This window comes from Pseudomonas sp. R3.Fl (assembly GCF_023516765.1).
In the GTDB taxonomy this organism is placed as follows: domain Bacteria; phylum Pseudomonadota; class Gammaproteobacteria; order Pseudomonadales; family Pseudomonadaceae; genus Pseudomonas; species Pseudomonas citronellolis.
On record NZ_JAMGSO010000001.1, the window covers coordinates 1,845,025 to 1,862,796 of the forward strand.

15 protein-coding genes are annotated in these 17,772 nt (G+C 67.2%); 3 read left to right on the forward strand and 12 right to left on the reverse strand.

Annotated features, from left to right (window positions below):
* Nucleotides 1–11: 11 nt before the first annotated feature.
* Nucleotides 12–1,124: an S-(hydroxymethyl)glutathione dehydrogenase/class III alcohol dehydrogenase gene (locus M8R19_RS07820; RefSeq protein ID WP_116423037.1), complete on the reverse strand. Its 1,113-nt coding sequence runs from the start codon at nucleotides 1,122–1,124 to the stop codon at nucleotides 12–14.
* 189 nt (nucleotides 1,125–1,313) lie between these two features.
* On the opposite strand from M8R19_RS07820, the gene M8R19_RS07825 reads away from it, so the two are divergent.
* The 3 genes from M8R19_RS07825 to yedF all read left to right on the forward strand — a co-directional run bounded on the left by M8R19_RS07825 (nucleotide 1,314) and on the right by yedF (nucleotide 3,714).
* Nucleotides 1,314–2,204: a LysR substrate-binding domain-containing protein gene (locus tag M8R19_RS07825; protein ID WP_116423036.1), complete on the forward strand. Its 891-nt coding sequence runs from the start codon at nucleotides 1,314–1,316 to the stop codon at nucleotides 2,202–2,204.
* A gap of 69 nt (nucleotides 2,205–2,273) precedes the next feature.
* Nucleotides 2,274–3,500 carry a selenium metabolism membrane protein YedE/FdhT gene (yedE, locus tag M8R19_RS07830; RefSeq protein ID WP_249917483.1) on the forward strand — a complete coding sequence of 409 codons (1,227 nt, stop codon included), beginning with the start codon at nucleotides 2,274–2,276 and terminating at the stop codon, nucleotides 3,498–3,500.
* Nucleotides 3,466–3,714, forward strand: coding sequence for a sulfurtransferase-like selenium metabolism protein YedF (gene yedF, locus M8R19_RS07835; RefSeq protein ID WP_009616683.1), 249 nt, complete (start codon nucleotides 3,466–3,468; stop codon nucleotides 3,712–3,714). The genes yedE and yedF overlap by 35 nt, the downstream gene beginning before the upstream one ends.
* 234 nt (nucleotides 3,715–3,948) lie before the next feature.
* Here yedF and M8R19_RS07840 read toward each other — a convergent pair whose 3' ends face one another.
* The 11 genes from M8R19_RS07840 to lpxB form a co-directional block, all read right to left on the reverse strand.
* A complete protein-coding gene (locus tag M8R19_RS07840) occupies nucleotides 3,949–4,521 on the reverse strand; it encodes a hypothetical protein (RefSeq protein WP_147310714.1) in 573 nt (190 codons plus the stop codon).
* Nucleotides 4,522–4,525: 4 nt separating this feature from the next.
* Complete coding sequence (ispD, locus tag M8R19_RS07845) at nucleotides 4,526–5,239, reverse strand: 2-C-methyl-D-erythritol 4-phosphate cytidylyltransferase (protein WP_116423034.1); 714 nt, start codon at nucleotides 5,237–5,239, stop codon at nucleotides 4,526–4,528.
* On the reverse strand, nucleotides 5,236–5,514 hold the full coding sequence (ftsB, locus tag M8R19_RS07850; protein WP_024128518.1) for a cell division protein FtsB: 279 nt from the start codon (nucleotides 5,512–5,514) through the stop codon (nucleotides 5,236–5,238). The genes ispD and ftsB overlap by 4 nt, the downstream gene beginning before the upstream one ends.
* A 75-nt stretch (nucleotides 5,515–5,589) precedes the next feature.
* Entirely contained in the window at nucleotides 5,590–6,879 is a 1,290-nt protein-coding gene (gene eno / locus M8R19_RS07855; RefSeq protein WP_009616677.1) for a phosphopyruvate hydratase, read from the reverse strand.
* A gap of 46 nt (nucleotides 6,880–6,925) precedes the next feature.
* Entirely contained in the window at nucleotides 6,926–7,771 is an 846-nt protein-coding gene (kdsA, locus tag M8R19_RS07860) for a 3-deoxy-8-phosphooctulonate synthase (protein ID WP_043317823.1), read from the reverse strand.
* A 2-nt stretch (nucleotides 7,772–7,773) separates the two neighbouring features.
* Nucleotides 7,774–9,402, reverse strand: a complete 1,629-nt coding sequence (gene pyrG, locus M8R19_RS07865) for a CTP synthase (protein ID WP_009616672.1) — start codon at nucleotides 9,400–9,402, stop codon at nucleotides 7,774–7,776.
* A 170-nt stretch (nucleotides 9,403–9,572) separates the two neighbouring features.
* Nucleotides 9,573–10,886 (reverse strand): tRNA lysidine(34) synthetase TilS, encoded by a 1,314-nt coding sequence (gene tilS / locus M8R19_RS07870; protein WP_249917484.1) that lies wholly within the window; start codon nucleotides 10,884–10,886, stop codon nucleotides 9,573–9,575.
* A gap of 439 nt (nucleotides 10,887–11,325) precedes the next feature.
* On the reverse strand, nucleotides 11,326–12,276 hold the full coding sequence (gene accA, locus M8R19_RS07875; RefSeq protein ID WP_074985531.1) for an acetyl-CoA carboxylase carboxyl transferase subunit alpha: 951 nt from the start codon (nucleotides 12,274–12,276) through the stop codon (nucleotides 11,326–11,328).
* Nucleotides 12,277–12,392: 116 nt separating this feature from the next.
* A complete protein-coding gene (gene dnaE / locus M8R19_RS07880; protein WP_249917485.1) occupies nucleotides 12,393–15,920 on the reverse strand; it encodes a DNA polymerase III subunit alpha in 3,528 nt (1,175 codons plus the stop codon).
* Between the two features lie 97 nt (nucleotides 15,921–16,017).
* Complete coding sequence (rnhB, locus tag M8R19_RS07885) at nucleotides 16,018–16,629, reverse strand: ribonuclease HII (RefSeq protein ID WP_074985537.1); 612 nt, start codon at nucleotides 16,627–16,629, stop codon at nucleotides 16,018–16,020.
* Entirely contained in the window at nucleotides 16,629–17,771 is a 1,143-nt protein-coding gene (gene lpxB / locus M8R19_RS07890) for a lipid-A-disaccharide synthase (RefSeq protein ID WP_058490929.1), read from the reverse strand. The genes rnhB and lpxB overlap by 1 nt, the downstream gene beginning before the upstream one ends.
* Nucleotide 17,772 lies beyond the last annotated feature (1 nt).

The following is a 17,772-nucleotide window of genomic DNA, read 5'->3' on the forward strand; positions in this document are numbered from 1 at the left end:
TCGTCGGCTTTTCAGTAATGGATGACCGAGCGGATGCTCTTGCCTTCGTGCATCAGGTCGAAGGCCTCGTTGATCTTGTCCAGGCCCATGGTGTGGGTGATGAAGGTGTCCAGCGGGATTTCGCCCTTCTGCGCCTTCTCCACGTAGCTGGGCAGCTCGGTGCGGCCGCGCACGCCGCCGAACGCCGAACCGCGCCAGACGCGACCGGTGACCAGCTGGAACGGCCGGGTGCTGATTTCCTGGCCGGCCCCGGCGACGCCGATGATGGTCGACTCGCCCCAGCCCTTGTGGCAGCACTCCAGCGCCGCGCGCATCAGTTGCACGTTGCCGACGCACTCGAAGGAGTAGTCCACGCCGCCGTCGGTCATCTCGACGATGACGTCCTGGATCGGCTTCTGGTGGTCCTTCGGGTTGACGAAGTCGGTGGCGCCCAGTTCCTTGGCGATGTCGAACTTGGCCGGGTTGATGTCGACGGCGATGATCCGCGAGGCCTTGGCCATCTTGGCGCCGATGATGGCCGCAAGGCCGATGCCGCCCAGGCCGAAGATGGCCACGGTGGCGCCCTCTTCCACCTTGGCGGTGTTGAGCACGGCGCCGATGCCGGTGGTGACGCCGCAGCCGAGCAGGCAGACCTTCTCCAGCGGGGCGTCCTTGGGAATCTTGGCCAGGGAGATTTCCGGCAGCACGGTGTATTCGGAGAAGGTCGAGCAGCCCATGTAGTGGTAGATCGGCTGGCCGTTGTAGGAGAAGCGGCTGGTGCCGTCGGGCATCAGGCCCTTGCCCTGGGTGGCGCGCACGGCCTGGCAGAGATTGGTCTTGCCGGATTTGCAGAACTTGCACTCGCGGCATTCGGCGGTGTACAGCGGGATCACGTGGTCGCCGACCTGCAGCGAGGTCACGCCCTCGCCCACCGCTTCGACGATGCCGCCACCCTCGTGGCCGAGGATGCACGGGAAGACGCCTTCGGAATCCTGGCCGGACAGAGTGTAGGCATCGGTGTGGCAGACCCCGGTGGCGACGATGCGTACCAGCACCTCGCCCTTCTTCGGCGGCGCCACGTCCACCTCGACCACCTGCAGCGGCTGGTTGGGGGCGAAGGCGACGGCGGCACGGGACTTGATCATCTCGGAACTCCTGGCGGGTTGATGCATGGGCCTCCGCCTTCGGGGCGGAAGCGGCCGGCGATGGATGCCGGCGGAAACCGGGTGGCCCGGCGAAAAACGCGGGGCACAGCCTTGGAAGTGTAGAAAAGTGCCTGGAAAGAAATAATCAGGCAATAATCAAAACTTTATTGCCATACAGGGACAATCCAGATGAATCGCTGGGAAGGCCTCGACGAATTCGTCGCGGTGGCGGAAACCGGGCAGTTCACCGCCGCCGCCGAACGCCTGGGCGTGTCCTCCTCCCACGTCAGCCGGCAGATCGCCCGCCTGGAGGAACGCCTGCAGACCCGTCTGCTCTACCGCAGCACCCGCCGCGTGTCGCTGAGCGAAGCCGGGCAGACCTTCCTGCAGCACTGCCAGCGCCTGCAGGACGCCCGCGACGAGGCGCTGCGCGCGGTCAGCGACCTCTCCGCCGAGCCCAAGGGCCTGCTGCGCATGACCTGCGCGGTGGCCTACGGCGAGCGCTTCGTGGTGCCGCTGGTGAACGCCTTCATGGCCGACTACCCGCAGTTGCGGGTGGATATGGAGCTGTCCAACCGCCAGCTCGACCTGCTCCACGAAGGTTTCGACCTGGCCATCCGCCTCGGCCGCCTGAGCGACTCGCGCCTGGTGGCCACGCGCCTGGCGCCGCGAGTGATGTACCTGTGCGCCACGCCCGGCTACCTGGAGCGCCACGGCGCGCCGCGCTCGCCGGCGGAACTGGCGCAGCACAACTGCCTGGTGGGCAGCAGCGACATCTGGACCTTCCTGGAAGACAGCCGCGAGACGCAACACCGCGTGCAGGGCAACTGGCGCTGCAACAGCGGCCAGGCAGTGCTCGACGCCGCGCTGCGCGGCTTCGGCCTGTGCCAGTTGCCGGACTACTACGTGCTGGAGCACCTGCGCAGCGGGCGGCTGGTTTCCCTGCTGGAAGAACACCAGCCACCAAACACCGCAGTCTGGGCGCTGTACCCGCAGCAGCGGCACCTGTCGCCGAAGGTGCGGCAACTGGTGGATTTCCTCAAGGAAGGCCTGCAGCGGACGCATCCGGGGCTGTCCTGAAGCAGGGTGGTTTCCGGCGATTCGGTTAGAATTACCGGTTTACCACGCTACCCTGCCAAGGATGCCGTCATGTCCGCCCTCTCCGCCTTCCGCGAGCGCTACCTGCTGCGCTTCTGGTCACCCTTGCCGACCCTGGTCGCGCTCGGTGTCGCCTCCGCCTACTACTTCGCCCTGACCGGCACCTTCTGGGCCGTCACCGGGGAATTCACCCGCTGGGGCGGCCACGTGCTGTCCTGGTTCGGCGTGCCGGTGCAGGACTGGAGCTACTTCAAGATCATCGGCCTGCAGGGCACCCCGCTGGACCGCATCGATGGGGTGATGATCATCGGCATGTTCCTCGGCGCGCTGTGCTGCGCGCTCTGGGCCGGCAACGTCAGCCTGCGCTGGCCGACCAGCCGGCGGCGCCTGCTGCAGGGCCTGGTGGGCGGTATCATCGCCGGCTTCGGCGCGCGCCTGGCCATGGGCTGCAACCTGGCGGCGTTCTTCACCGGCATCCCGATGTTCTCGGTGCACGCCTGGGCCTTCATGCTCTCCACCGTGATCGGCGCCTGGTTCGGCGTGAAGCTGAGCCTGCTGCCGTTCCTGCGCACGCCGCTGAAGGTCACCGGCAAGGCCGCCAGCCTGCCCGACGCGGCGAGCCTAGCCCGCCGCGCGAAGGTGCAGTGGCGCCTGGGCCTGACGGTGCTGGCCGTGGCCGCGCTGTTCGCCGCCTGGCGCTTCGAGGTGTCGCTGGTACTGGGCCTGGCCACCCTGTTCGGCCTGCTGTTCGGCGGCCTGATCGAGCGCGCGCAGATCTGCTTCACCAGCGCCGCCCGCGACCTCTGGACCACCGGCCGGACCAAGGCCGCCTTCGGCATCCTGCTGGGCATGGCCGCGGCCTGCGTCGGCACCTTCGCGGCGATCCACCTGGGCGTGGCGCCGAAGACCTTCTGGATGGGCGCCAACGCGGTGATCGGCGGCGTGCTGTTCGGCATCGGCATCGTCCTCGCCGGCGGCTGCGAGACCGGCTGGATGTACCGCTCGATGGAAGGCCAGGTGCATTTCTGGGTGGTCGGCGTCGGCAACGTCATCGGCGGCACCCTGGTGGCGGTGTACTGGGACGCGCTGGGCAGCGCCCTGGCCCTGCCCTATCCCAAGCTCAACCTGCTGCAGATGTTCGGCCCCGGCGGCGGCCTGCTGCTGACCTTCGCCGGCCTTGCGCTGTGCATGCTGCTGGTACAACTGAACGCCAACCGCTTCACCCGTTCGAGGAAAACCGCCAATGAGCGCGAACAAGACGCCGACGCTGTCGCTTGACCTGCGTGGCGAGCACTGCCCGTACAACGCCATCGCCACCCTGGAAACCCTGGAGACACTGAAGCCGGGCGACCTGCTGGAAGTGGTCACCGACTGCTCGCAGTCGGTGCACGGCATCCCCGAGGACACCAAGCGCCACGGTTATAACTGCCTGGCGGTGGAGCAGCATGGGGCGCTGTTCCGCTTTCTCATCGAGGTGCCGTTGTTGGGGTGAGCCTTGGCGATCCCCATGCGGGCGTGGTTTCTCGTAGGAGCGAGCTTGCTCGCGAACGGACTCCGCTGCGGGGCTCATTCGCGAGCAAGCTCGCTCCTACGAAAAGCACCCACACCGCTCCTACATTGTTTATTGGGTTCCCGCGTTCGCGGGAACCCAATAAACAATTGCTCCTACGCACAACCCCACCTTGTAGGAGCGCGCCCTGCGCGCGAAATCGCGGACAAGGCCCGCCTAGGCCGAATCGCCACGGCCGGTATTGCGGCCGTGGCGGTGCAGGAAATCGTGGATGTGCCCGGGGAAGCGCGAACCGACCCAGGCGAACACCAGGTACTTGAGCAGTTTGCCGGTGAAGATCGCCAGCAGCACGCCGGGATAGTGCAGCGGCACGTTGGACAGCACCACCAACGCCGGCGTCTGCGGCAGCGGCGAGATGGACACCAGGAACAGCGCCAGCAGGCCGTAACGGCGGGTCCAGTCCATCACCTGCGCCCAGCTCGGGTCCTGCAGCAATTGCGGGAAGTGGGCGTACAGGCTGGCCCAGCCCATGTGGTGCAGGACGATCACCAGCAGCAGCGCCCCCAGCGCGCTGCCCAGGGCGGCGCTCAGTGCTATGCCGCCCCAGCGCCGTGGCGCCACCAGGACCGCCGGCACCACCACGGAGGTGATCGGGTAGGCGGCGGTGCAGGTACCCAGCAGCGCCAGGCCCAGGCACAGCCAGGGCATGCGCCAGCCGTCGCCGGCCCAGCGCAGGATGCGGTGCAAGTCGCCTTCGAGCCTGGGCAGGAACCTCGCAAGGCGCTTCATGGTTTCAGCGTTTTCCGAAAGCCCGTTGCAGCCGCTGCAGGTCTTCCGGGGTGGTGACCTTGATGTTGTCGGCGCGGCCTTCGACCATCTTCGGCGCGTTGCCGGCCCACTCCATCGCAGAGGCCTCGTCGGTGATCGCCGCACCCGCCACCAGGGCATCGGCCAGGGCTCGGTGCAGGGCGCCCAAGTGGAACATCTGCGGCGTGTAGGCCTGCCAGACCACGCTGCGGTCGACGGTTTCCAGCACCCGGCCATCGGCGCCGACGCGCTTGAGCGTGTCCCGCGCCGGCACGCCGAGCAGGCCACCCACCGGGTCGTTGTCCAGTTCGCCGAGCAGCCGGTCGAGGTCGCCGCGGCTCAGGTTCGGCCGCGCCGCGTCGTGCACCAGCACCCAGTCGTCGCTGGCGGCGCCCTGTTCGTTGAGCAGCAGCAGGCCGTTGAGTACGGAATCCGCGCGCTCGCGGCCGCCGTCGGCACGCAGGATGCGCGGGTCGCCGGCACAGGGCAGGTTCGGCCACCAGGGATCGTCAGGCGCCAGGCAGACCACCAGGCCCTTGAGCATGGGGTGGCCGAGGAAGCAGTCGAGGGTGTGTTCGAGAATGCTGCGGCCGGCGAGGTCGAGGTATTGCTTGGGGCGGTCTGCACGCATCCGCGAACCGATGCCCGCGGCGGGGATCACGGCCCAGAAGGCCGGCAGGGAGACGTCGCGGAATTTCATTGCGCCAGCTGGTAGAGGGTTTCCTTGTCCTTGACCATGCCGAGTTCGTGGCGGGCACGCTCCTCGACCGTCTCGGTGCCTTTCTTCAGTTCCGCCACCTCGGCCTCGAGGATGCGGTTGCGCTCGAGCAGACGCTGGTTCTCGCCCTGCTGGTCGGCGATCTGCTTCTCCAGCTCGCGCACTTGCGCCAGGCTGCCGTCCCCTACCCACAGGCGATACTGCAGGCCGGCGAGGCCCAGGAGCAGGACGAGGAACAGCCAGTAGGGGCTGCGCAGCTTACTCAGACGCAATTGTGGACTCCATGTGCGAAGGGGTGGCTCGCGCCACCCCTTCACCGTACCAGACTAGCCTCAGCCGCGGAATTCCGCGCGGCCACGGTACGGCGCCTTGGCGCCCAGCTGCTCTTCGATGCGCAGCAGCTGGTTGTACTTGGACACGCGGTCGGAGCGGCACAGCGAACCGGTCTTGATCTGGCCGGCGGCGGTGCCCACGGCCAGGTCGGCGATGGTGCTGTCCTCGGTTTCACCGCTGCGGTGCGAGATCACCGCGGTGTAGCCGGCGGCCTTGGCCATCTGGATGGCTTCGAGGGTCTCGGTCAGCGAGCCGATCTGGTTGAACTTGATCAGGATGGAGTTGCCGATGCCCTTCTCGATGCCTTCCTTGAGGATCTTGGTGTTGGTCACGAACAGGTCGTCGCCGACCAGTTGCACCTTGCCGCCGATCTTGTCGGTGAGGACTTTCCAGCCGGCCCAGTCGGACTCGTCCATGCCGTCTTCGATGGAGATGATCGGGAAGCGCTCGGCCAGGCCGGCCAGGTAATCGGCGAAGCCGGCGGCGTCGAACACCTTGCCTTCGCCTTCGAGGTCGTACTTGCCGTCCTTGAAGAATTCGCTGGAAGCGCAGTCCAGGGCCAGGGTCACGTCGTCACCCAGCTTGTAGCCGGCGTTGGCCACGGCTTCGGCGATGGCGGCCAGGGCGTCTTCGTTGGAAGCCAGGTTCGGCGCGAAACCGCCTTCGTCGCCCACCGAGGTGCTCAGGCCACGGGCCTTCAGCACGGCCTTGAGGTGGTGGAAGATCTCGGCGCCCATGCGCAGCGCGTCGGCGAAGGTCTTGGCGCCTACCGGCTGGACCATGAACTCCTGGATATCGACGTTGTTGTCGGCATGCTCGCCGCCGTTGATGATGTTCATCATCGGCACCGGCATGGAGTACACGCCCGGGGTGCCGTTCAGGTCGGCGATGTGCGCGTACAGCGGCACGCCCTTGGCCTGCGCGGCGGCCTTGGCGGCGGCCAGGGACACGGCCAGGATGGCGTTGGCGCCCAGCTTGGCCTTGTTGTCGGTGCCGTCGAGTTCGATCATCGCCTGGTCCAGCGCCCTCTGCTCGACCGGGTCCTTGCCCAGCAGCAGGTCGCGGATCGGGCCGTTGATGTTGGCCACGGCCTTCAGCACGCCCTTGCCCAGGTAACGGCTCTTGTCGCCATCGCGCAGTTCGAGTGCCTCGCGGGAACCGGTGGAAGCACCGGACGGGGCGCAGGCGCTGCCGACGATGCCGTTGTCCAGGATCACGTCCGCTTCAACGGTCGGGTTGCCGCGGGAGTCCAGGACCTCACGGCCCTTGATGTCGACGATCTTTGCCATTCTTGATAACACTCCGAAGATAGATAAACGGGGCGGCTGGTGAGACTTAGGCGGTCTCGATGGTGGGGAAACTCTTCACCAGGTCGTCCAGCTGCTTGAGCTGGGACAGGAAAGGCTCGAGCTTGTTCAAGCGCAGGGCGCACGGGCCGTCGCACTTGGCGTGCTCGGGGTCCGGGTGGGCCTCGAGGAACAGGCCGGCCAGGCCCTGGCTCATGCCGGCCTTGGCCAGGTCGGTGACCTGGGCGCGGCGGCCGCCGGCGGAGTCGGCGCGGCCGCCCGGCATCTGCAGGGCGTGGGTCACGTCGAAGAATACCGGGTACTGGAACTGCTTCATGATGCCGAAGCCGAGCATGTCCACCACCAGGTTGTTGTAACCGAAGGAGGAGCCACGCTCGCAGAGGATCAGCTGGTCGTTACCGGCTTCCTCGCACTTGGTCAGGATGTGCTTCATCTCCTGGGGCGCAAGGAACTGGGCCTTCTTGATGTTGATCACCGCGCCGGTCCTGGCCATGGCCACGACCAGATCGGTCTGCCGGGAGAGGAACGCCGGCAGCTGGATGATGTCGCAGACCTCGGCCACCGGGGCGGCCTGGAAGGGCTCGTGGACATCGGTGATGACCGGCACCTTGAAGGTCTTCTTGATCTCTTCGAAGATCTTCAGCCCCTCTTCCATCCCCGGACCGCGGTACGAGTTGATGGACGAACGGTTGGCCTTGTCGAAGCTGGCCTTGAACACGTAGGGGATGCCGAGCTTCTCGGTGACCCGCACGTATTCCTCGCAGACCTGCATGGCCAGGTCGCGCGACTCCAGCACGTTCATGCCGCCGAACAGCACGAAGGGCAGATCGTTGCCGATCTGGATGTCGCCGACGCGGATGATCTTCTGGCTCATGCTCAGGCCTTCCCGGCTTGCTTCAGGGCGGCGTTGACGAAGCCGCTGAACAGCGGGTGGCCATCACGCGGGGTGGAGGTGAACTCCGGGTGGAACTGGCAGGCGACGAACCACGGATGGTCCGGGGACTCGACCACTTCCACCAGCGCGCCGTCGCCGGAGCGGCCGGAAATCTTCAGGCCGGCTTCCTGCAGTTGCGGCAGCAGGTTGTTGTTCACTTCGTAGCGGTGGCGGTGGCGCTCGACGATCACGTCCTTGCCGTAGCAGTCGTGCACCAGGGTGCCGGCTTCGAGCTGGCATTCCTGGGCGCCCAGGCGCATGGTGCCGCCCAGGTCGGAGGCCTCGGTGCGCACTTCGGTGGCGCCGGTGGAGTCCTGCCATTCGGTGATCAGGCCGACCACCGGGTGGCCGCTGGACTTGTCGAACTCGGTGGAGTTGGCATCCTTCCAGCCCAGCACGTTGCGGGCGTATTCGATGACCGCCACCTGCATGCCCAGGCAGATGCCCAGGTAGGGGACCTTGTTCTCGCGGGCGTACTGCACGGCGGTGATCTTGCCTTCCACGCCGCGCAGGCCGAAGCCGCCCGGGACCAGGATGGCGTCGGCGCCGTCGAGCAGGCCGGTGCCCTGCTGCTCGATGTCCTCGGAGTCGATGTAGCGCAGGTTGACCTTGGTGCGGCTCTGGATGCCGGCGTGGGTCATGGCCTCGATCAGCGACTTGTAGGCGTCGAGCAGTTCCATGTACTTGCCGACCATGGCGATGGTGACTTCACGCTCGGGGTTGAGCTTGGCGTCGACCACCCGGTCCCACTCGGACAGGTCGGCCGGGCCGCACTCCAGGCCGAAGCGCTCGACGACGATGTCGTCCAGGCCCTGGGCGTGCAGCACCGACGGGATGCGGTAGATGGTGTCGACGTCTTCCAGGGAGATGACCGCGCGCTCTTCGACGTTGGTGAACAGGGCGATCTTGCGGCGCGAGGAGACGTCCACCGGATGGTCGGAGCGGCAGACCAGCACGTCCGGCTGCAGGCCAATGGAGCGCAGCTCCTTGACGGAATGCTGGGTCGGCTTGGTCTTGGTCTCGCCGGCGGTGGCGATGTACGGGACCAGGGTCAGGTGCATCAGCATGGCGCGGCGCGAACCGATTTCCACGCGCAGTTGGCGGATCGCTTCGAGGAACGGCTGCGACTCGATGTCGCCGACGGTGCCGCCGACTTCCACCAGGGCCACGTCGGCATCGCCGGCGCCCTTGATGATGCGCCGCTTGATCTCGTCGGTGATGTGCGGGATCACCTGCACGGTGGCGCCCAGGTAGTCGCCGCGGCGCTCCTTGCGCAGCACGTCCATGTAGACGCGGCCGGTGGTGAAGTTGTTGTTCTGGGTCATGGTGGTGCGCACGAAGCGCTCGTAATGGCCCAGGTCGAGGTCGGTCTCGGCGCCATCGTGGGTGACGAACACCTCACCGTGCTGGAACGGGCTCATGGTGCCCGGATCGACGTTGATGTAGGGGTCCAGCTTGAGCATCGTGATCTTCAAGCCACGCGCTTCCAGAATGGCAGCCAAGGAAGCCGAGGCGATGCCTTTCCCCAATGAAGAAACAACACCACCCGTGACGAAGATGTAGCGCGTCATGAAAAGCCCTGAATGTCAGCGTTTAGGCGGCTGGGCCGCCGGGGAAGCGAATGAATGGGCCGCGGCCCAAACCGCGGCGCATGCCGCGCTCAATAGCGAACTCCCGCCGATTCCGTGGGAATCGACGGGAGCGGTACAAGACGGGAGCGTAGTCTACCGGAAAGGCCCTTTCAGCTCAAACCCGGGTCATTCGTCGGGGCTGTCCAGCACAGGCGCCAGCCCGTCTCGCCGGCCTGGCGCAGCGCCGGCAGGTTGGCCACGCCGAGCAGTTGCCCGCCGCGCCAGAGCAGCGGCAGCCGCGGCCGGACGAAGGCCGGCACGGCGCTTTCGTTGAGCAGCCGCTTGAGGTCGCGACGGCCGCGTTGGGCCAGCTTCAGTTGCTCGCCGCCACGCCGGCAGGTCACCCGCAGCGGCCCGACGGGCGGTGCACCTTCCAGGTGCAGAAGGCCATTGCCGGGCAGCGCCAGGGGTTGTGACGGGTCGTCCCAGGGCAGCTCGCAAGCCGGCGCCTGCAGCCAGGCGCCCGACAGCCACCAGAGCCGCCCACCGCTGCGCTGCAGCTCGCCGCCGCCCAGGCGCCAGACCGGCGCGGCATCCCCGGCGGCATCGCGCAGGGCCTGCCAGCCGGCCCAGTGGGCGCTGTCCGGCATCGGCGTTAAGGGCGCCAGCCAGTGGCGCAGGGCGTTGCGTTGGCGGCTTTCGCCAAGCGCCAGCAGCGGCGCCAGGGCCAGCGAGGGGACGGTCAGCCAGTCGAAGTCGTTGCCGGGCCGTGCCGCCGCCAGGTCCTGCTGCGCCAGTTCGGCCAGCAGCGCCTCGGCCTCGGCCAGGTGCGCGGCACTACGGGCGATGTTATCCACAGCCCGCGGCCAGCGCTCGGCGAGCAGCGGCAGCACGCGCTGGCGCAGGTAGTTGCGGGCGAAAGCGGTGTCGGTGTTGGACGGGTCTTCGATCCAGCGCAGGCCATGCTCGCGGGCGTAGGCTTCGAGTTCAGCGCGGGAGACGTCCAGCAAGGGCCTCAGCAGCATGCCTCGCCCCAGCGGTCGGGCTGCGGGAATGCCGGCCAGGCCACGCACGCCGGCGCCACGCAGCAGGCGGAACAGCAGGGTCTCGGCCTGGTCGTCGCGGTGCTGGGCGGCCAGCAGGCAGTCGCCCGTTTTCAGGTGTTTCGCAAAAGCCTCGTAGCGCGCGCGACGCGCGGCCTGCTCCACGCTCGCTCCCGCCGGCACCGTCACCCGTTCGACCAACAGAGGGACACCCAGCTCGCGGCAGAACACCTCGCAGTGCGCCGGCCAAGCGTCGGCCGCGGCCTGCAGGCCATGGTGGACGTGGATGGCGGACAGAGGCGGCAGGGATTCGGTCCTGGCCAGTTGCGCCAGCAGGTGCAGCAGCACAGTGGAGTCCAGCCCGCCGGAGAAGCCTACCCGCCATGCCGGGGCCTGGCGCCAGGGGGCCAGGGCGGAGAGCAGGCGGGATGCTAGGGGCATGAGGGTGGCTACAGGCTACAGGCTACAGGCTACAGGCTACAGGCTACAGGCTACAGGCGAAGAGCGTACGGCATGCTCTTCGTGGGAGCGAGCTTGCTCGCGAACGAGGTTCTTCCAGGGCTTCGGTGCCAGGCTTGAGAGCACCCTCTCCCTAACCCTCTCCCTGAAGGGAGAGGGAACCGTTCGGAGTGCACTGGTGTTTCAGCGTTAGCCGGCAGCTCCTGAGCTGCCGGCTAACGCAGTTGTCGACGCTAGCACGGAATAGCTCCCTCTCCCTTCAGGGAGAGGGCTGGGGAGAGGGAGCGGAGTCAATCCGAAACACAGTGGCTGTCGGTAAGCACCGTTGGCGAACAAACACCAGGCATCCCTCGCTCCCACAGTACCGGCCTGGGCTTTTCGCTCTTGCCTGCAGCCTGCCGCCTATAGCCTGCCGCCGCCCTCAGGCGATCCCGTAGCTCATCAGCCGCTCATAGCGACGCGCCAGCAGCTCCTGGGTGCTCAGGCCCTTGAGCATGCCCAGCTGCGACTTCAGCGCGTTGCGGATGCTTTCCGCTGCAGCGGCCGGGTCGCGGTGGGCGCTGCCCAGCGGTTCGGGGATCACGGTGTCGACGATGCCCAGGTCCTTCAGGCGCGCCGCGGTGATGCCCATGGCTTCGGCGGCTTCCGGGGCCTTTTCGGCGGTGCGCCAGAGGATCGAGGCGCAGCCTTCCGGGGAGATCACCGCGTAGGTGGAGTACTGCAGCATGTTCAGGTTGTCGCAGACGCCGATGGCCAGGGCGCCGCCGGAGCCGCCCTCGCCGATGACGGTGGCGATGATCGGCGTCTTCAGGCGCGCCATCACGCGCAGGTTCCAGGCGATGGCCTCGCTCTGGCCGCGCTCTTCGGCGTCGATGCCCGGGTAGGCGCCGGGGGTGTCGATGAAGGTCAGGATCGGCATCTTGAAGCGTTCGGCCATTTCCATCAGGCGGCAGGCCTTGCGGTAGCCCTCCGGACGCGGCATGCCGAAGTTGCGGCGCACCTTCTCGCGCACTTCGCGGCCCTTCTGGTGGCCGATGATCATCACCGGCTGATCGTCCAGGCGGGCGACGCCGCCGACGATGGCGGCGTCGTCGGCGAAGTGGCGGTCGCCGTGCAGTTCTTCGAATTCGCTGAAGATGTGCTCGATGTAGTCCAGGGTGTAGGGCCGGCGCGGGTGGCGCGCGAGTTGGGCGATCTGCCAGCTGCTCAGGTTGCCGAAGATGTTCTCGGTCAGCGCGCGGCTCTTGTCTTCCAGGCGGGCGATTTCATCGCTGATGTTGATGGAGTTGTCGTTGCCGACCAGACGCAGCTCTTCGATCTTGGCTTGCATGTCGGCGATCGGCTGTTCGAAATCGAGGAAGTTCGGGTTCATGGGCTATCCGTCGTGCTGAATGGCGGCAGGGCCTGGTCCGTATGGCGCCCTACCTTACGGTATCGGGCGCCCAGGGTCGAGACTGGCGGGCGGGCGGCGTTCGGCCACCGGCCACGCTAGCGGTAGTTGAGGAAGACGTTGTCGCGTCCGAACTGGTCACGCAATGCCTGAATCAGCGCATCGGCCGGGTCGATGCGCCAGTCTTCGCCGAACTGCAGCAGGGCGCGGGCGTCGCTGGAACTGTAGTCGACGGTGACCGGGCAGTTGCCGCGATGGCGGCCGCACAGCTCGGCCAGCCAGCGCAGGCGGTCGCCCTTGAGCGCGTCCGCCGCGACCTTCAGCCGCAGGCTCTCGGCCAGCGCGGTGCGCGCCTCCTCCAGGCCCATCACGCGCTTGGCGCGCAGGCGCAGGCCGCCGGAGAAGTCGTCCTGGCTGACCTCGCCCTCGATCACCACCATGGCGTCGGTCTGCAGCAGGCCCTGGTTGGCGGCGAAGGCCTCGGCGAACAGCGAGGCCTCGATGCGCCCGGAGCGGTCGTCGAGGGTGACGAAGCCCATCTTGTCGCCGCGCTTGTTCTTCATCACCCGCAGGTTGACGATCAGCCCGGCGACGGTCTGGGTGTCGCGCGCCGGCTTCAGTTCGACGATGCGCTGGCGGGCAAAGCGGCGCACCTCGCCTTCGTACTCGTCGATCGGGTGGCCGGTGAGGTACAGGCCAAGGGTATCCTTCTCGCCTTTCAGGCGTTCCTTGAGGGTCAGTTCCTTGGCCTTGCGGTGGTTGGCGTAGACGTCGGCCTCGGGCTCGGCGAACAGCCCGCCGAACAGGTCCATGTGGCCGCTGTCGTGGCTGCGCGAGGTCTGCTCGGCGGCCTTGATGGCTTCCTCCATGGACGCCAGCAGCACCGCGCGGTTGCGGTCGATGTCGGCCAGGTAGGCCTTGGGCTCTTCGTGGAAATACGGGCCCAGGCGGTCCAGCGCGCCGGCGCGGATCAGCGCATCGAGGGTGCGCTTGTTGATGCGCTTGAGGTCGATGCGGTCGCAGAAGTCGAACAGGTCCTTGAACGGCCCGCCCTCGGCGCGGCATTCGGTGATGGCTTCCACCGGGCCTTCGCCGACGCCCTTGATCGCGCCCAGGCCGTAGACGATCTGGTTGTCGTCGTCGACGGTGAAGCGGAATTCGGAGTTGTTCACGTCCGGGGCGACGATGCGCAGCTTCATGTGCCGGCATTCTTCGATCAGCGTCACCACCTTGTCGGTGTTCTGCATATCCGCGGTGAGTACCGCGGCCATGAAGGGCGCGGCCCAGTGCGTCTTCAGCCAGGCGGTCTGGTAGGAGACCAGGCCGTAGGCGGCCGAGTGCGACTTGTTGAAGCCATAGCCGGCGAACTTTTCCACCAGGTCGAAGATGTTACCCGCCAGGTCCTTGTCGATGCCGTTGTTGGCGCAGCCTTCGATGAAGCCGCCGCGCTGCTTGGCCATCTCCTCGGGCTTCTTCTTGCCCATGGCGCGGCGCAGCATGTCCGCGCCGCCGAGGGTGTAGCCGGCCATCACCTGGGCGATCTGCATCACCTGTTCCTGGTACAGGATGATGCCGTAGGTGGGCTTGAGCACCGGCTCCAGGCCCGGGTACTGGTAATCCGGGTGCGGGTAGGAGATTTCCTCGCGGCCGTGCTTACGGTTGATGAAGTCGTCCACCATGCCCGACTGCAGCGGGCCGGGGCGGAACAGCGCCACCAGGGCGATGAGGTCTTCCAGGCAGTCCGGCTTGAGCTTCTTGATCAGCTCCTTCATGCCGCGCGATTCCAGCTGGAACACCGCGGTGGTCTCGGCCTTCTGCAGCAGGTCGTAGGTCTTCTTGTCGTCCAGCGGGATGCGGTCGATGTCGACCAGGTTCTCGTCGCCGGCTTTCTGCTGTTTGCGATGGATGATCTCCATCGCCCACTTGATGATGGTCAGGGTGCGCAGGCCGAGGAAGTCGAACTTCACCAGGCCGGCGGCCTCCACGTCGTCCTTGTCGAACTGGGTCACCAGGCCGCCGCCCTCTTCGTCGCAGGCGATGGGCGAGAAGTCGGTGAGCTTGGTCGGCGCGATCACCACGCCGCCGGCGTGCTTGCCGGTGCCGCGGGTGACGCCTTCCAGCTTCAGGGCCATGTCCCAGATTTCCTGGGCTTCCTCGTCGGACTTGAGGAAGTCGCGGAGCATTTCCTCCTGCTCGAAGGCCTTGTCCAGGGTCATGCCGACTTCGAAGGGGATCATCTTCGACAGCTTGTCGGCCAGGCCGTAGGACTTGCCCTGCACCCGCGCCACGTCGCGCACCACCGCCTTGGCGGCCATGGAGCCGAAGGTGATGATCTGGCTCACCGCGTTGCGCCCGTAGGCGTCGGCCACGTAGTCGATCACCCGGTCACGGCCTTCCATGCAGAAGTCCACGTCGAAGTCGGGCATGGAGATACGTTCGGGGTTGAGGAAGCGCTCGAACAGCAGGTCGTAGGCCAGCGGGTCGAGGTCGGTGATCTTCAGCACGTAGGCAACCAGCGAGCCGGCACCCGAACCCCGGCCTGGCCCCACCGGCACGCCGTTGTTCTTGGCCCACTTGATGAAGTCCATCACGATCAGGAAGTAGCCGGGGAAGCCCATCTGGATGATGGTGCCCAACTCGAACTCCAGGCGGTCGACGTAGACCTGGCGCTTTTCCTCGTAGTTCGGCGTGTCCTTGGGCAGCAGCACCTCCAGGCGCTCCTCCAGCCCCTCGTAGGAGACATGGCGCAGGTAGTCGTTGATGTCCATGCCTTCGATGGGAATCGGGAAGTTGGGCAGGAAGTACTTGCCCAGCTGCACTTCGATGTTGCAGCGCTTGGCGATCTCGACGGTGTTTTCCAGGGCCTCGGGCAGGTCGCTGAACAGCTCGGCCATTTCCGCCGGCGATTTCAGGTACTGCTGGTCGGAGTAGTTGCGCGAGCGGCGCGGGTCGTCCAGGGCGCGGCCTTCGCCGATGCACACGCGGGTCTCGTGGGCCTCGAAGTCTTCCTGCCTGATGAAGCGCACGTCATTGGTGGCCACCAGCGGCGCGCCGCTGCGCTCGGCCAGCGCCACGGCGGCGTGCAGGTGTTCCTCGTCGTTGACCCGCGCGGTGCGCTGCACTTCCAGGTAGAAGCGGTCGGGGAAGACTTCCATCCACTCGGCCAGCAGCGAGTCGGCCAGCGCGTCCTCGCCGTCGAGCAGGGCGTGGCCGATCTCCCCTTCCTTGGCCGCGGACAGCGCGATCAGGCCTTCGGCGGCCTCTTTCACCCAGTCGCGCTCGATGATGATCTCGCCGTTGCGCTGGCCTTCCTGCCAGCCGCGGGAGATCAGCTCGGTGAGGTTGCGGTAGCCCTTGGCGTTCATCACCAGCAGGCTCAGGCGGCTGAGCGGGCCGTCGTCGTCGCGGCTGGCCAGCCAGATGTCGGCGCCGCAGATCGGCTTGATGCCGGCGCCCATGGCGGTCTTGTAGAACTTCACCAGCGAGCACATGTTGCTCTGGTCGGTGATCGCCACCGCCGGCATGCCGGCGCCGGCCACTGCCTTGCACAACGGTTTGACCCTGACCAGGCCGTCGACCAGGGAGTACTCGGAGTGCAGACGCAGGTGGACGAAGGAGGCGGTCATGGTGGTCCTATGCAACGCAGAAACGATAAGCGGCCGATTGTACCGGCCCGCTCCGCAAAGCTACAGGCTTCAGATCGCCACTGCCACCCTGCGGCGCTCAGAGGATGCCGGACGGGCTTTCCAGCAGCGCGCGCACCGGGGCGAAGGAGCGTCGGTGGATGGGCGTCGGGCCCAGGCGCTTGAGGGCTTCCAGGTGCACCGGGGTCGGGTAGCCCTTGTGCCCGCCGATGCCGTAGCCCGGGTAGAGGGCTTCCATTTCCTGCATCTCGCGGTCGCGGGAGACCTTGGCCAGGATGGAAGCGGCGGCGATGGCCGGCACCTTGGCATCGCCCTGCACCACCGGGGCCGCCGGCACCCTGAGTTTCGGGCAGCGGTTGCCGTCGATCAGCGCCAGTTTCGGGGTGACGCTCAGGCCCTCCACCGCGCGCTGCATGGCCAGCATGGTGGCGTGGAGGATGTTCAGCCGGTCGATCTCCTCGACCTCGGCGCGGGCGATGAACCAGGCCAGGGCCTTCTCGCGGATTTCGTCGAACAGCACCTCGCGGCGCGCCTCGCTGAGTTTCTTCGAGTCGTTCAGGCCGATGATCGGCCGCGCCGGGTCGAGGATCACCGCGGCGGTGACTACCGGGCCGCAGAGCGGGCCGCGGCCCACTTCGTCGACACCGGCCACCAGTTCCTCGACCAGGTCGAAATCCAGGCCCATCTGCATCAGCGTTTCTCCACCAGGGCGAGCACCGCTTCGGCGGCCTGCGCGGACGCATCCTGGCGCAGGGCGCGGTGGATGGCGTCGAAGGATTCGGTCTGCGCGCTGCCGTCGTCCAGCAGCGGCAACAGGTGTTGCGCCAGGGCCTCGGGGGTCGCCGCGTCCTGGATCAGCTCGGGGGCCAGCAGGCGCCCGGCGAGCAGGTTGGGCAGCGAGATGTAGGGGCTCTTCACCAGGCGCTTGAGGATGGCATAGGTCAGCGGCGCGACCTTGTAGGCCACGACCATCGGCCGCTTGTACAGCAGCGCTTCGAGGGTCGCTGTGCCGGAGGCGATCAGCACCGCGTCACAGGCAGCCAGGGCCTCGTGGGACTGTCCGTCGAGCAGTTGCAGCGGCAGTTGGCGGCCCTGCAGCATCTGCTCCAGTTGTGCGCGCCGCTCGGGGCTGGCGCAGGGCAGCACGAAGCGCAGGCCCGGGCGCTGCTGCAGCAGGCGTTCGGCGGTATCCAGGAACAGTGCGCCGAGCTTGCCCACCTCGCCACCGCGGCTGCCCGGCAGCAGCGCCACCACCTGGGCGTCGGCCGGCAGGCCGAGCTGCTCGCGCGCGGCGGCGCGGTCGGCTTCCAGGGGGATGGTGTTGGCCAGCGGATGGCCGACGAAGCGCACCGGCACGCCGTGCTCTTCGTAGAACTTCGCCTCGAAGGGGAACAGCGCCAGCATCAGGTCGCAGGCCTGCTTGATCTTCAGCACGCGCTTCTGCCGCCAGGCCCAGACCGAGGGGCTGACGTAGTGCACGGTGCGAATGCCGGCGCGGCGCAGTTGCAGCTCCAGCCCGAGGTTGAAGTCCGGTGCGTCGATGCCGATGAAGACGTCGGGGCGCGCGAGTATCAGGTTGCGGACCAGGTCCTTGCGCCGGCGCAGCAGCTCGCGCAGGCGGCCGAGGACCTCGACCAGGCCCATGACCGCCAGGCGCTCCATGGGGAATTCGGAAACCAGGCCCTGGGCCTGCATGCGCGCACCGCCCACGCCGATGAACTCGACCTCGGGGTGGCGTTCGCGCAGGGCCTGCATCAGGCCGGCGCCAAGGATGTCCCCCGAGGCCTCGCCCGCCACCAGGGCGACGCGCAGCTTGCCGGTGCCCGCAGCCATG